Source organism: Kosakonia sp. ML.JS2a (genome assembly GCF_025642095.1).
Taxonomy (GTDB): Bacteria; Pseudomonadota; Gammaproteobacteria; order Enterobacterales; family Enterobacteriaceae.
On record NZ_CP106754.1, the window covers coordinates 4,592,098 to 4,606,784 of the forward strand.

15 protein-coding genes are annotated in these 14,687 nt (G+C 54.1%); 12 read left to right on the forward strand and 3 right to left on the reverse strand.

Going from position 1 to position 14,687, the window contains the following annotated elements; genetic code table 11:
* The first annotated feature begins 216 nt into the window (after positions 1-216).
* From N7922_RS21665 to N7922_RS21685, 5 genes are read left to right on the forward strand one after another with little or no spacing between them, the layout of a single operon-like run.
* Positions 217-1,089 (forward strand): carbohydrate ABC transporter permease, encoded by an 873-nt coding sequence (locus N7922_RS21665; RefSeq protein WP_263098216.1) that lies wholly within the window; start codon positions 217-219, stop codon positions 1,087-1,089.
* Positions 1,079-1,966, forward strand: coding sequence for a carbohydrate ABC transporter permease (locus N7922_RS21670; protein ID WP_263098217.1), 888 nt, complete (start codon positions 1,079-1,081; stop codon positions 1,964-1,966). The genes N7922_RS21665 and N7922_RS21670 overlap by 11 nt, the downstream gene beginning before the upstream one ends.
* 11 nt (positions 1,967-1,977) lie before the next feature.
* Entirely contained in the window at positions 1,978-2,802 is an 825-nt protein-coding gene (locus N7922_RS21675; protein ID WP_263098218.1) for a phosphodiesterase, read from the forward strand.
* Positions 2,803-2,806: 4 nt separating this feature from the next.
* Positions 2,807-3,880 carry an ABC transporter ATP-binding protein gene (locus N7922_RS21680; protein ID WP_263098219.1) on the forward strand — a complete coding sequence of 358 codons (1,074 nt, stop codon included), beginning with the start codon at positions 2,807-2,809 and terminating at the stop codon, positions 3,878-3,880.
* Entirely contained in the window at positions 3,873-5,195 is a 1,323-nt protein-coding gene (locus tag N7922_RS21685) for an ABC transporter substrate-binding protein (RefSeq protein ID WP_263098220.1), read from the forward strand. The genes N7922_RS21680 and N7922_RS21685 overlap by 8 nt, the downstream gene beginning before the upstream one ends.
* 99 nt (positions 5,196-5,294) lie before the next feature.
* On the opposite strand, the gene N7922_RS21690 is transcribed toward N7922_RS21685, so the two are convergent.
* Positions 5,295-5,744, reverse strand: coding sequence for a hypothetical protein (locus tag N7922_RS21690; protein WP_263098221.1), 450 nt, complete (start codon positions 5,742-5,744; stop codon positions 5,295-5,297).
* Positions 5,745-5,829: 85 nt separating this feature from the next.
* The gene (locus tag N7922_RS21695; RefSeq protein ID WP_263098222.1) at positions 5,830-6,867 is read right to left on the reverse strand and encodes a hypothetical protein; all 1,038 of its coding nucleotides are present in this window, start codon (positions 6,865-6,867) and stop codon (positions 5,830-5,832) included.
* A 149-nt stretch (positions 6,868-7,016) separates the two neighbouring features.
* Here N7922_RS21695 and N7922_RS21700 point away from each other — a divergent pair, with 149 nt between their 5' ends.
* The gene (locus N7922_RS21700) at positions 7,017-7,262 is read left to right on the forward strand and encodes a zinc ribbon domain-containing protein (RefSeq protein ID WP_263098223.1); all 246 of its coding nucleotides are present in this window, start codon (positions 7,017-7,019) and stop codon (positions 7,260-7,262) included.
* Positions 7,263-7,290: 28 nt separating this feature from the next.
* Here the strand turns inward: N7922_RS21700 and N7922_RS21705 are convergent, their stop codons facing one another.
* Positions 7,291-7,689 carry a winged helix-turn-helix transcriptional regulator gene (locus N7922_RS21705; RefSeq protein ID WP_263098224.1) on the reverse strand — a complete coding sequence of 133 codons (399 nt, stop codon included), beginning with the start codon at positions 7,687-7,689 and terminating at the stop codon, positions 7,291-7,293.
* Positions 7,690-7,853: 164 nt separating this feature from the next.
* Here N7922_RS21705 and N7922_RS21710 point away from each other — a divergent pair, with 164 nt between their 5' ends.
* The 6 genes from N7922_RS21710 (at position 7,854) to N7922_RS21735 (ending at position 14,668) form a co-directional block, all read left to right on the forward strand.
* Positions 7,854-8,294 carry a DoxX family protein gene (locus N7922_RS21710; protein WP_263098225.1) on the forward strand — a complete coding sequence of 147 codons (441 nt, stop codon included), beginning with the start codon at positions 7,854-7,856 and terminating at the stop codon, positions 8,292-8,294.
* 26 nt (positions 8,295-8,320) lie between these two features.
* A complete protein-coding gene (locus tag N7922_RS21715; protein WP_263098226.1) occupies positions 8,321-8,869 on the forward strand; it encodes a flavodoxin family protein in 549 nt (182 codons plus the stop codon).
* A 662-nt stretch (positions 8,870-9,531) separates the two neighbouring features.
* Positions 9,532-10,320, forward strand: a complete 789-nt coding sequence (locus N7922_RS21720; protein ID WP_263098227.1) for an IclR family transcriptional regulator — start codon at positions 9,532-9,534, stop codon at positions 10,318-10,320.
* Between the two features lie 4 nt (positions 10,321-10,324).
* On the forward strand, positions 10,325-11,230 hold the full coding sequence (locus N7922_RS21725; RefSeq protein WP_263098228.1) for a dihydrodipicolinate synthase family protein: 906 nt from the start codon (positions 10,325-10,327) through the stop codon (positions 11,228-11,230).
* Between the two features lie 9 nt (positions 11,231-11,239).
* Positions 11,240-13,207, forward strand: a complete 1,968-nt coding sequence (locus N7922_RS21730) for a YjhG/YagF family D-xylonate dehydratase (RefSeq protein ID WP_263098229.1) — start codon at positions 11,240-11,242, stop codon at positions 13,205-13,207.
* A gap of 111 nt (positions 13,208-13,318) precedes the next feature.
* The gene (locus N7922_RS21735; RefSeq protein ID WP_263098230.1) at positions 13,319-14,668 is read left to right on the forward strand and encodes a GntP family permease; all 1,350 of its coding nucleotides are present in this window, start codon (positions 13,319-13,321) and stop codon (positions 14,666-14,668) included.
* Positions 14,669-14,687 lie beyond the last annotated feature (19 nt).

The window sequence follows — 14,687 nt, forward strand, 5'->3', positions numbered from 1 at the left end:
GACTTAAAATCAGTACCCGGAAAAATAACATTTCACTATGAGAAAATCGGTTTCAACCGCTTTGCCTTCCGTTTTGCTGTAGCCGGGCGGGGACGTGCCCTGTCCTCGCCAATGCACATCCGTTCATTAAACAGTCACCTTTACGCCATCCTTTTGCAGCATTACTTTCACAGACTCTCTGGCTTTCAAACCCCGTAAATTCGCTTTGAAACGCTTATGAGAAAATACTGGCTTCCGTGGTTGATCCTGTCGCCGTCGCTGCTGTTCCTGGCGCTGTTCACCTGGTTCCCGCTGCTACGTTCGGTGTACGACAGCCTGTTCGATACCCGCATGGCAAGCGACAACGCCCCCTATGTCGGACTGGGCAATTTCGCCCGTCTGCTGGAAGACACCGTTTTCTGGCAATCCCTGTTTAACAACCTGGTTTACATCCTGTTGACCGTTATTCCGGGCGTGACGCTGGCACTGCTGCTGGCGGTGGCGTTGTGGGAAAACCACCGCATTAACCGCTGGCTGCGCACCGCGTTCTTCTTCCCGATGATTATCCCGATGGTCAGCGCCGCGGCGCTGTGGCTGTTCATTTTTATGCCCGGCCTCGGCATGCTCGATCACTACCTGGCACAGATTTTTGGCCCGATGAACAACAACTGGCTCGGACGCAGCAACAGTGCACTATTTGCCCTGGCGCTGATTGGCGTCTGGAAGTTTGCTGGCTACTACATGCTGTTCTTTCTGGCCGGGTTACAAAGCATCCCGGCATCTACCCGGGAAGCGGCAGTGATGGAGGGCGCAACCGCCACGCAAGTGTTCTTCAAAGTCACCCTACCGCTGCTACGCCCGACCATCAGTTTTGTGATCACTACGGCGCTGATCTACTCCATCACTCAGATTGACCACGTAGCCGTGATGACGCGCGGTGGGCCGGATAACGCCACCACCGTGCTGCTCTATTACATCCAGAACCTCGCCTGGGACACCCACGATCTTGGCAAAGCCTCCGCCGCGACCTTCCTGACGCTGGCAGGCCTGTTCATCTTTTCGCTGGTTAACCTGAAACTGCTTGAGAGAGGAGCGCATTATGAGCGTTGAGGTCTCACCCGCCATCCCGCGCGCACCGTCCGTGACTCGCCCATTGTGGCTGCGTCTGCGCCACTCACGCCCGATCACCCTCGCGGCGTTAATGATCTGTCTCGCACTGCTGTGGATTAGCCCGTTTATCTGGATGCTCTCTTCCGCCTTCAGCGCCACCACCTTTGGCGAGGGGATGGCATCGATTCTGCCGCGTTTCCCGCTGACGCTGGATAACTTCCGCGACGCGTGGGACAGCGCCAACTGGCTAAGCCTGTACGCCAATACGCTGATTTTCGCCTTCGGCACCTTCGCGGTGCAGCTCATCACCATTACCACCGCCGGGTACGTTTTCGCCTGCCATGAATTTCGCGGCAAGCAGACCCTGTTCGTTCTGTTTCTGGTGCAACTGATGATCATGCCGGTGGTGATGATGATCCCCAACATGCTGACGCTGAAAACCTTCGGCCTGCTCAACACTCTGACCGGCGTGATGATGCCCTACTTCGCTTCCGCATTTGGCGTCTTCCTGATGCGCCAGGCGTTTCTCGCTATCCCGAAAGAGATTGAAGAAGCGGCGCTGATGGAGGGATGTCGCTGGTGGCAGGTGCTGTTCCGCGTGATGTTGCCCATGTCGTGGCCGTCGGTGCTGGCTTTTGCCACCGTCAGCATTACCTACCACTGGAACGAATATTTATGGCCGCTAATGATGCTCAACGATCCGGACAAACAAGTGCTGACGGTAGGGCTGGTCTCTTTCGCCATGGGCGCCGAGTCCGGCGGTCAGTGGGGCATGATCAGCGCCGGAACGTTAATGGTCTGCCTGCCGCTGATGGTGGCGTTTATTGCTTTTCAGAAACAGTTTCTCCGGAGCTTTGGCTTCTCCGGCATTAAATAAGGAGTGCAGTGATGTTTTTAGCGCAAATTTCCGACACCCATTTTCGCAGTCAGAACGAGAAGCTGTATGGCTTTATCGACATTAACGCGGGCAATGCCGATGTGGTCTGCCAGCTTAATGCCCTGCGCGAACGCCCGGATGCGGTGATCGTCAGCGGCGATATCGTGAACTGCGGTCGCCCGGAAGAGTACCGCGTGGCGCGTCAGATCCTCGGCGGGCTCGACTACCCGCTGTTTGTGATTCCGGGTAATCACGATGACAAAGCCCACTTTCTGGAGTACCTGCACCCGCTGTGCCCGCAGCTTGGTACCGACCCACAGAATATGCGCTACGCTATCGACGACTTCGCTACCCGCCTGCTGTTTATTGATTCCAGCCTCGCAGGGGAGTCAAAAGGCTGGCTGACCAGCGAGACACTGAACTGGCTGGAGGCGCAGTTAATCGCGGGTGGCGACAAACCCACCGCGGTATTTATGCACCACCCGCCGCTGCCGCTGGGCAACGCGCAGATGGATCGCATCGCCTGTGAAAACGGCCATCTGCTGCTGAAACTGGTGGAGCGCTTCCCGGCGCTGGTCCGCATTTTCTGCGGTCATAACCACAGCCTGACTCTGACCCAGTACCGCCAGGCAACGATCGCCACCGTTCCGGCGACCGTGCACCAGGTGCCCTATTGCCATGAAGATACCCGCCCGTATTACGATCTGTCGCCCGCTTCATGCCTGATGCACCGCCAGATCGGCGATCAATGGGTCAGCTACCAGCATCCTCTGTCGCATTACGCAGGCCCGTGGCTGTATGACGAGAACATCAGTTGCCCGGTAGATGAGCGCTAAGTACATGTTAAAACTGCAAAACGTCAGTAAACAGTTCGAGGGCAAAGCCGCGCTGAGCGCGCTGTCGCTGGATATCCACGACGGTGAGTTTGTGGTACTGGTTGGCCCCTCCGGCTGCGGTAAAAGCACCCTGCTGCGCCTGATCGCCGGGCTGGAAAGTGTCAGCGAAGGTGCTATCTGGCTGGGCGACGAAGAGATCACTGCGCGTTCACCCCGTGAGCGTAACTTTGCGATGATCTTTCAGAACTACGCACTGTTTCCACACCTTTCCGTGCGCGACAACATCACCTTCGGTATGAAAGTGCGCAACGAAGAGAAAGCGAGCTGGCAGCCGCGACTGGATCGCGTGGCGCAGATGCTCCAGCTCGACAGCCTGCTGGATCGCAAACCGGCGAAACTCTCCGGCGGCCAGCGTCAGCGCGTGGCCATGGCGCGCGCCATCGTGCGCAATCCGAAGCTGTTTTTAATGGATGAACCGCTTTCCAACCTCGATGCGCGCCTGCGTACGGAGGTGCGCGACAGCATTATGGCGATGCACCAGCAGCTAAAGACCAGCACCATTTACGTGACGCACGATCAGACGGAAGCGATGTCGATGGCCGATCGCATTGTGGTGATGAACGGTGGTCACGTGCAGCAAGTTGGCCGCCCGGAACACCTGTATGCCCACCCGGCGAACCTGTTTGTCGCCGGGTTTATTGGCTCACCGGCGATGAACCTGCTGTCGCTGCCGTGCGCAAACGGTGAGGTGCTGCTGGGCGAGCAGCGTCTGCCGCTTCCCGCACATGCCCGTGATTTACATGACGTTTGGCTGGGCATCCGCCCGGAGCACATTACCGATGCGCCGGAAGAAGGCCAGTTAGTCTTGCCCGCTACCGTCATTCAGCGGGAGCTGATGGGTGCTGACTATCAGCTTCACGTCAGCACGCCGATCGGCAACCTGCGCTATATCCGCCGACACCGGGGCGATGTTCCCAGCAAAGGGGACACACTCAGCGTCGGTTTTTCACCCCTTGATTGTCATCTTTTTAATGCCGAAACGCGGCTTAACTTACACCAGGAGAGAGACCATGCCTAAGCCTCTGGCAAAGACATTGCGAGTGCTTACTTACAGCATCACCCTAGCGATAAGCGGTACCGCGCTGGCGCAGGAAAAAATCGACTTTATGTTTCCCGCACCGGTGGACGGCAAACTGACCATGGAGATGACGCGGGTCATTAACGCTTTTAACGACTCGCAAAAAGAGGTGGAAGTCCGCGGGATTTTTACCGGCAACTATGACACCACTAAAATGAAAGCCGAATCCGCGCAGAAAGCGGGCCAGCCACCCGCGCTGGTGATCATGTCCGCCAACTTCACCACCGACCTGGCGCTGAAAGATGAGATCCTGCCGATGGACGAGTTGTTCAAATTCGGCGACAAAAAAGCAGGCGATTTCCTGCAAAACGAGTTCTGGCCTGCCATGCACAAAAACGCGCAGGTGATGGGCGTGACTTACGCCATTCCGTTCCACAACTCGACGCCGATTCTGTATTACAACAAAACAATGTTCGATCAGGCGGGTATCAAACAGCCGCCGCAGAACTGGAAAGAGCTGCTCGAGGACGCGAAAAAACTGACCGACCAGAGCAAAGGCCAGTGGGGCATTATGCTGCCCTCCACCAACGACGATTACGGCGGCTGGATCTTCTCTTCGCTGGTTCGCGCCAACGGCGGCAACTACTTCAACGAGAATTACCCTGGCGAAGTGTATTACAACGCCCCGACCACCATCGGCGCGCTGCATTTCTGGCAGGACATGATCTACAAAGATAAGGTGATGCCGTCCGGCGTGCTGAACTCCAAACAGATCAGCGCCGCGTTCTTCTCCGGCAAACTGGGTATGGCAATGCTGAGCACCGGCGCGCTGGGCTTTATGCGTGAGAACACCAAGGATTTCGAACTGGGCGTGGCGATGATGCCCGCGCAGGAGCAACGCGCCGTGCCGATCGGCGGCGCCAGCCTGGTGAGCTTTAAGGGCATTTCCGATGCGCAGAAAAAAGCGGCTTATCAGTTCCTGACCTATCTGGTGAGCCCGGAAGTGAACGGTTCCTGGAGCCGCTTCACCGGCTACTTCTCACCGCGCAAAGCCTCGTACGATACGCCGGAGATGAAGGCGTACCTGAAGCAGGATCCGCGCGCCGCTATCGCGCTGGAACAGTTGCAGTATGCGCACCCGTGGTATTCGACCTATGAAACGGTGGCAGTACGTAAAGCGATGGAAAACCAGCTTGCAGCCGTGGTGAACGACGAGAAAGTCACCCCGGAAGCTGCCGCCGAGGCGGCGCAGAAAGAAGCCGACACGCTGATGAAACCGTACGTGGAAAAAACGGCGCTGCAGGCCGTGAAATAAAACGCCGCGTTACCCCGCAGGGAAGCGGGGTACGTTGCATCGTACTGAAAAAGGTTGATGATATGCAGACGCTACTACTTCAGTGAGCACTTACCAACTTCACAAGGTCATACTGAGTGTCGCTTGCCGGGTTTTAGGGTCATAGTCTATCGAAAACGTGTTTGCCTCCGGCACGCCCGGTCTGTGCCATTCTTCCGCACCGTATGTCAGGCTCTGGTCCCGCTGGTAACCCATACTTTTCAAGTAGTCCCGCAATGCCTCAACGTTACGGGCATTCTCAAAAATGATGCTATTCGTTGATGGGTAACCATCACCATTGTGGAATTCAAAGTGATAATTCGCGGTGATTCGTGGGGCTTGCGCAATCGCATCCTGCGTCAGTGAATGGTAATCCCATAAATTTTGTTCGGTATACACCGTGGTTTCGCCAAGGCTGGAAAGCATCAACCAAAGCAAAAAAAACAGCACGAGACCCAATGAGACGACAAATAATATCCCCCACTTCAGCACGCTAAACATTAACGCAGCGGGTTGACTGATATTGCGCATGAGCTATTCCTTTTCATCCTTGAATGTTGCCGCCCTTTTAAATGAACCTGAACCCGTTAATGACCATTTTTAATGGCAAATGGCATTATTCCTCCCGCGCCTGGATCTTCGCCTGATAGTTGTCGAGCTGGTGGCGCTGCAAATAGGCGGTCACCGCGCGTTCCCAACCTTTCCCGTCCCCCAGCACTGCCCGGCTATGGGTTTGCGCATAAAGATAACGGGTATCGTACAAATTCAGCAGCGACTGGTTCATGGCATCAATATTCGCGCCGGTTTTTTGACACTTCTCCTGCTGAATAGCCAGCGAATGTAAAACACGCTCCCGCGTCTCTTCATTCGGGGTATAGACCTGCTCGCTCAGTTCACTGAGTACGAGGAATTGCGGTTGCGTGCCTTCAAGTATTGCCGCTTGCAGGCGATCGTGCCCATCGAGGATGACAAACGACGCCAGCCCGGCGATAAACCACACCAGAACCGGCGGCAGCGCGTTCTCACGGCACTTCTTGCGCCACCATTTTACGCGCCCGCTGTTTGCGTCTACCGGATAGCGGGCAAGCAGCAGATGACCGCCCCACCACCAGTCGACAAAGGTGACTTTTTCCGGGTTTTGCAGATCGGGAAAATCTTCGCTGTAAAGCGCCCAGTTGACGCTGATCTGCGCGCTGCTGGCTGGCGTCTGAAAGCGCCACTGCTCAAATGGCAGGGGTTTATTGACGATATAGGGCGCTGTCGGCTTTACCGGTTCCATCGGCCGCAGCAACCAGCGTCCTGGCGGTAACAGCGGCGTAGGGGCTTCCATCAACTGCCGGGCAAAATAACGGCACCAGTGGCTTTGCCAGTTCGCTTCGCCGGCCCGTTTCGCCTTCTCCACCTCCGCAGAGCTCACCGCTGGCAGCAACAACGCCTGAGCGGGATGCTCCCCGTTAAACACCAGCCAGACACCCGAGTGATCGTTCAGCATCGTGGCCCAGAACAACGTTTCGCCGTTCACCTGCAACGCCATGCGCCCGTTGTGCCCACTCTGTATCTCCATCGCCTGACCGTCGCCCGCGCGCACCCTCAGCTCCAGCCCCTGCCAGCTGTCGTTGCGATCGCGAAGATCCTTCCACCAGTACTCTGTCATTGCGTTCTCCTTGCGAGGTGAGGGGAAAGTGTACGGCAACAGCCATTGGCCATAACCATAAAAATAATCCGGTTATTTGATCGGCGGAGCAATTCACTGCCCGCAGGAGTTGTATATTTATTATCCAATCCACAGACAAGGAGCGCACCATGTCACACCCTGAACAGTACTGCCACTCCTGCGGAATGCCGCTCTCCGCACCGGATGCCCGTGGCCCGAGTGACCACTATTGTGCTTACTGCACCGACAGCGAAGGTAACCTGAAGTCCTGGGAAGAGGCCGTATCCGGTCTCGCACAGTTTCTCGATTCCTGGCAAAACGTGGGCAACGAAGAAGCGCGTAAACGCGCCGTTCGTTATCTGACGTCGATGCCCGCCTGGGCCGATCGGGCTTAACTATTTGTTGGAGATTGTGGAACCCTCGTTACACCGTGGGTTCCTTTATTTTCGGCGCATTGGCCTCGTCATACGCCACCTGCGCAGCCAGCACAGCATCCATATTGTGTTCTACCCAGTGAGCCAGCACCGAGACGGTTTCCGTCAGCGTACGCCCGAGCGGTGTGAGACTGTACTCAACCGATACCGGCACGGTGTAGAACACTTCGCGGGCAATAATGCCGTCGCGCTCCAGCTTGCGCAGCGTCTGGGTGAGCACCTTTTGCGTGATCAACCGGATATCCCGTTTCAGACCGTTAAAACGCATCGGCCCGTTCTCCAGGCGCGCCAGCACTAACAGCGCCCATTTATCCGCCAGACGCGACAGCATGTCGCGCGTTGGGCAGCGGTTATCATAAATATCGTAAGGAATGGACGGCTTAATCATAACGACAAATTCTCGTAGTAGGTTTCCTCAAGGAAACGTAGTGACCTTTGGGTGCCTTCTTCCGCAACCGCAGCGGGGTGTGTATAACTCAGACCTAAGTTTCTATTTGATACTAAGGCGCCAGAAATGGCAAAAATTCTCCTACGGGATAGAAAGGAAAAAGGATGATTACGCGGTTAAATCAGGCATTTATTAACCTCACTTCGCACCCGGATTTCGGCAAGCTGCTGCTGCGCCTGACCTTTGGCGTGCTGATGCTGTTCCACGGCGTTGCCAAAGTGCAGCATGGCGTGGGCTGGATCTCTGGCATGTTGGCGGCGAAGGGATTACCGGGGTTTATCGCTTACGGCGTATTTATTGGTGAAATCATCACTCCGGTGCTAATTATTATTGGGCTGTTTACCCGCCAGGCGGCATTTATTTATGCATTTAATATTCTGGTCGCCACATTGCTGGTGGGCATGGGTAAATTCTTTACCCTGACCGACGTTGGCGCGTGGGGTCTGGAAAGTGAGGCGCTCTACTTCCTGGGTGGCCTGAGCATTATGTTTTTGGGCGCGGGGAAATATGCCCTGTCTGCCGATAAAGAAAAAGAATGGCGTTAGTTATCTCTCATTAACAGGAGAAAAATATGTCAATTGTTGTGGTTTATTATTCTGGTTATGGGCACACCAAAGCAGTGGCTGAGAAAGTGGCCGAAGGCGCGAATGCACAGCTTATCGCAGTGGATAATAATGGCGATATTCAGGAGAGCGACTGGCAGGCGCTGAATGACGCGAAGGCGATCATTTTTGGTGCCCCGACTTATATGGGCGGCGTGCCGTGGCAGTTTAAAAAGTTTGCCGATGCCAGTTCCAAAGCCTGGTTCACTCGCGCCTGGCAGGATAAAGTGTTTGCCGGTTTCAGCAACAGCGCCAGCCTGAACGGTGACAAACAGGTTTCGCTGCAATACCTGCAAACCCTGGCGTCACAGCATGGCGGCATCTGGGTCAGCCTCGGCCTGCTGCCCGCTAACACGCTGGCCGCGACTCGCCAGGACATCAACAACCTTGGCGGCTCCGTCGGCCTGCTGGTGCAGTCTCCGTCCGACGCGGGTGCCGACAAAATCGCCTCTGGCGACCTGGATACCGCAGTGAAATTCGGTCAACGCGTTGCGGATATTACCCGTCGCTTTAACTGAGTTTGCCGGGTTTGAATAAGATAAGGCCGGGGAGACCTGGCTTTTTTATTTTAACAACACGGGCTTAACACCAGCAGCAGAAATGCGATCAATCGGCAACCTGTTCGCAGGTGACACATCAGCATCGATCATCAGTATTTTCTTATCAGAACTCATTAAACTCATAAAAAATGTTGTGAATTCAGCCAAAGGCCAACCACTTCGTTTTCATTGTTATCACTCGTGATTTTTATGATTCAGCGTAGAAAATTCCTGCGTCAGCCACGGCTTACATTGCTGCACGGCTTGTCGTTTCGCTTTTTTTGACGGCTGACGAAGTCGTCATTCCCTGCGGGCAGTTTATCCGGTAAGGCAATACGCAACCGTTTTTGCAACAGCGCGCTCATAGTCATCAGTCACGACGATGTTTGCCATCATCCCGGGACAGCCCGCTACACAGCCGGATCTCGTGCAATGGTCCTGCGTCTTGCTCCTGTTGAGTGGTACGGCGCTTGTCGATATGTGGGTTCCTCTTTGCGCACAACCTCATTAATCCCTCTATTTGTCAAACTGCGTATTAGATCACGTTTCCCTCCTTCATCCCGGTTCAGCCTGTTGAACTCCATATATTTTCCACCCTCCCGGATGGATAAACTTTATATCAACAGCAAGAGGGTAAAACGATGGCGGGAAAAGGATGTAATTCTCTAATTCGCGCAGAAAAAATATTAACTCACATCGCCTATGTTGGCGTGGCGAGCTATATGGAGTTGTTAAAGGAATTTCAACTCCCCAAAAGCAGCCTGCTTAATTTATTAAATGTGATGGTGGATTGTGGTTTTTTGGTTAAGAACGAGAGCAACCAGTATGCGCTGGGAATTAAAAATTATGAACTGGGCTGTCAGGCGTTACACCGGAAAAATATTTTCGAAGTGACCAAACGTCCCATGCAGGAACTGTCGCAGAAGAGCGGACTGGTGTGCCATTTAGGCGCGATGGAGAGCTATTCAGCCATCTACCTCGACAAAGTCGAAAGCCCGAGTTCCGTGCCCACACGCAAAAGTTGGATTGGTAAAAAACTGGAATTACATATCACCGCGCTGGGCAAGGCATTATTAGCATGGAGATCCCGCGAAGAGATTGATTATTTTTTAAATGCGTTAACGCTGAAAAAACACACCAGTAATACGTTTACCGATAAAAAACTGTTTCTGGAGGAGTTACAGAAAACGCGACTACGGGGATGGGCCATCGACAATGAAGAGTCAACTTATGGTGCCGTCTGTTTAAGTATGCCGGTATTTAATATGTATAACCGGGTTAACTATGCGATCTCCTTATCGGGTGACCCGATTGTTTATTCGGGTAATAAGGTCGACGGTTATCTGGAATTGCTTCGGCAATGCGCCGGACAAATATCATATGGACTGGGATACAGGAATGACAATGAATACTTAAGAAAAGGAAACTGAGGTAATGAAAACATTCAGGGGAATTATTCCGCCGGTCTCCAGCACGTTTAATCGCGACGGGACAATCGATAAAGCAGCGATGCAACAGGTTGCTGATTTTTTGATAAATAAAGGCGTGAATGGGCTTTTTTATCTGGGCACCGGCGGCGAATTCAGCCAGATGAACGCCAGTCAACGGATGGCTTTCGCCGAAAACGCTATCGCAGTGGTTGCCGGGCGGGTCCCCGTATTAATTGGTGTTGGCTCCCCTTCGACGGACGAAGCCGTGAAACTGGCGCGCCATGCCGAGGCCAGTGGTGCCGACGGTATCGTCGCAATTAACCCCTATTACTGGAAAGTCGCCCCGCGCAATCTGGACGATTATTACCAGCAAATCGCCCGCAGTGTCAGTTTGCCAGTGATCATTTATAACTTTCCGGATCTGACCGGTCAGGACTTAACGCCGGAGACCGTCAAACGGCTGGCGCTGCAAAATGAGAACATCGTCGGTATCAAAGACACCATCGACAGCGTGGGTCACTTGCGCACAATGATCAACACCGTCAAAGCCGTGCGTCCTGAGTTTGCGGTGTTCTGCGGCTACGATGATCACTTACTGAATACGCTGCTATTGGGCGGGGCGGGTGCGATTACCGCCAGCGCCAATTTTGCCCCGGAATTATCCGTTGGTATTTATAACGCCTGGCGCAATGACGATCTCGCCACTGCCGCCACGCTGAATAAAAAACTGCTGCAACTACCGTCGATTTACTCCCTGGAAACGCCGTTCGTCTCCCTCATCAAGTACGCAATGCAGTGCGTAGGGTTGCCCGTGCAAACATATTGCCTGCCACCCATCTTAGAGGCATCGGAAGAGGCAAAAGAGAAAGTTCATGCGTTATTGATGGCGCAGGGAATTTTACAACCATAAGGGGGCAGTATGTCGGTTCGCGATATTTTAGATAACAACAGCCAGGATATTTACTGCGTCAGAACCCATGCCGCAGGGCCGCAGGGTGAACTGCCGCTCACACCTGACATGTTGATTAACCGCCCCAGCGGCGACATTTTTGGCATGACCATGAATGCGGGCATGGGCTGGACACCCGATGAACTGGATCGGGACGGTATTTTACTGCTCAGCACGCTGGGTGGACTACGCGGCGCAGACGGCAAACCTGTTGCGCTGGCACTTCATCAGGGGCACTACGAGCTGGATATACAGATGAAGGCAGCAGCAGAGGTGATCAAAATGCACAACGCTCTGCCCTATGCCGTCTATGTCTCCGACCCCTGTGATGGTCGCACACAGGGAACAACCGGGATGTTTGATTCGCTGCCGTACCGTAATGACGCTTCCATGGTGATGCGCCGCCTGATCCGTTCATTGCCCGGCGCAAAAGCGGTGATCGGCGTGGCAACCTGCGATAAAGGCCTGCCGGCAACCATGATGGCGCTGGCGTCCCAGCACGACAAAGCGACGGTACTGATCCCTGGCGGAGCGACCTTGCCTGCACGTCATGGAGAAGACAACGGTAAAGTACAGACCATAGGCGCACGCTTCGCCAACGGAGAACTGTCGCTACAAGCCGCTCGTCGTGCGGGCTGCCAGGCGTGCGCCTCTTCCGGTGGTGGCTGCCAGTTTCTGGGTACAGCAGGAACATCGCAGGTCGTGGCGGAAGGCCTTGGGCTCGCGCTTCCCCACTCCGCGCTGGCCCCTTCCGGCGAACCTGTCTGGCAAGAGATCGCCAGAGCCTCCGCGCGGGCTGCTCTGCACCTGAGCCAGCACGGCATCACCACCAAAGATATCCTCACGGATGAAGCGATTGAAAACGCCATGGTGGTGCACGCCGCATTTGGCGGTTCCACCAACCTGCTGTTGCATATCCCGGCAATTGCTCACCAGGCCGGTTGCCGTATTCCAACTGTCGAGGACTGGACCCGCATTAATAAACGGGTGCCGCGACTGGTGAGCGTGCTGCCAAACGGCCCGGTTTATCACCCAACCGTGAATGCCTTTATGGCGGGCGGCGTACCGGAAGTGATGTTGCACCTGCGTAGCCTGGGTTTGCTGCACGAAGAGGTCATGACCGTCACGGGCTGTACGCTGAAAGAAAACCTCGACTGGTGGGAGCACTCGGAACGCCGGCAGCGGTTTAAAGCACTGCTACGTGCGCAGGAACAGGTCGAGCCGGATGAGGTGATCATGTCGCCGCAACAGGCGCTCGAACGTGGCTTAACCTCCACTATCACCTTCCCGGTGGGGAATATCGCGCCGGAAGGTTCGGTCATTAAATCCACGGCCATTGACGCCTCGGTCATTAATGATCAGGGGATCTATTACCACAAAGGCGTAGCTAAAGTTTATTCATCAGAAAAAACAGCCATTTACGATATCAAGCACGATAAAATTAAAGCCGGAGATATCCTGGTGATCATTGGTGTTGGTCCGTCCGGTACCGGTATGGAAGAGACCTATCAAGTTACCAGCGCACTGAAACACCTCTCTTACGGTAAACATGTGTCACTGATTACGGATGCCCGTTTCTCCGGGGTTTCAACTGGGGCCTGTATTGGCCATGTTGGGCCAGAAGCGCTGGCTGGAGGCGCAATCGGAAAATTACGTACCGGGGATCTGATAGAAATTAAAATTGACTGTCGCCAACTCCAGGGAGAAGTCAATTTCTTAGGTAGCAGCACCGATGAAAAATTACCATCACGGGAGGAAGCCAGCGTTATTTTAAATGCCAGAAGTAGCCATCCGGATCTTATGCCCGATCCTGAACTGCCAGACGACACACGGCTTTGGGCCATGCTTCAGGCGGTGAGTGGAGGAACCTGGCGCGGATGTATCTACGACGTTGATAAAATAAGTGAAGCTCTGCGAGGCGCTATAAATAAATCCTGAAAAATATAAACAGATAAGAACATCTTCACCCTAAATAATTCAGACTGTTGGCGAAAATACCGCGACAGCCTGAATTATGTTGGGTCATTACCTGAATAATGAGAGGTCGTTATGCCACTATTTATCGTTGTGGCAGGTATTGCTGTACTCCTGCTTTTAACCATAAGAATTAAATTAAATACCTTTGTTTCTTTAATTATTGTGTCGATAGGCGTCGCCATCGCCAGTGGAATGCAACTCAATAAAGTTGTCGCCTCGGTTGAGTCCGGGCTTGGCGGCACGCTCGGCCATATCGGCCTGATTTTTGGTTTTGGCGTTATGCTTGGCCGATTGTTATCCGATGCCGGAGGCGCACAACGTATTGCGCTAACGATGTTGAAATATTTCGGTGCGAAAAAGCTGGACTGGGCCGTCGTCTGTTCCGCGTTTATCGTCGGGATTGCGCTGTTCTTTGAAGTGGGACTGATTCTGCTGGTGCCCATTTTATTTGCCATCGCCCGCGAAGCCAAAATCTCGCCGATGTATATGTGCGTGCCTATGCTGTCTGGTCTGTTAGTGGCACACGGCTTTCTGCCACCGCATCCTGGCCCGACGGTGATCGCCAGAGAATATGGTGCCGATGTGGGCATGGTGCTGCTTTATGGCATTGTGGTCGGTATTCCCTGCTTTATTCTCTGTGGACCGTTGCTGAATAAAGTGTGCCAGCGCCTGATCCCGGAGGCGTTTAAAAAAGAGGGCAATATTGCTTCCCTTGGCGCAACCCGCACCTTTAGCGAAAATGAGATGCCAGGGTTTGGCATTAGCTTCCTGACGGCCATGCTGCCGGTTATTTTGATGGCGCTGGTGACCATTATGCAGATGGCACGCCCGAAAGATGCTGGCGACCCGAGTGTGCTCTTTAATATCCTGCTGTTTCTAGGTAACTCCACCATTGCGATGCTGATTTCACTGCTGTTCGCCATTTACACGATGGGCACAGGCAGGGGAAAAACCATCCCGGAACTGATGGATTCCTGTGGTAAGGCGATTGCCGGCATCGCCGGTCTGCTGCTCATCATTGGCGGCGGTGGCGCGTTCAAACAGGTATTAATCGACTCGGGTGTCGGCCAGTATATTTCCACGCTGGTATCGGGAATGGACATCAACCCGATTCTGATGGCCTGGGGCGTTGCCGCATTCCTGAGGATTTGCCTGGGTTCAGCAACGGTGGCGGCCATCTCTACCGCAGGACTGGTCATCCCGCTGCTGGCGGCACATCCAAACACCAACCTGGCATTGATTACGCTGGCAACAGGTGCAGGTTCCTGCATTTGCTCTCATGTTAATGATGCCAGCTTCTGGATGATTAAAGATTTCTTCGGGCTGACCACCAAAGAGACATTACTCTCCTGGACGCTGATGTCGACACTGCTCTCCATATCCGGATTGCTGTTTATTCTGCTCGCCAGCATGGTTATCTGATTATCACTCACCTTCAGTG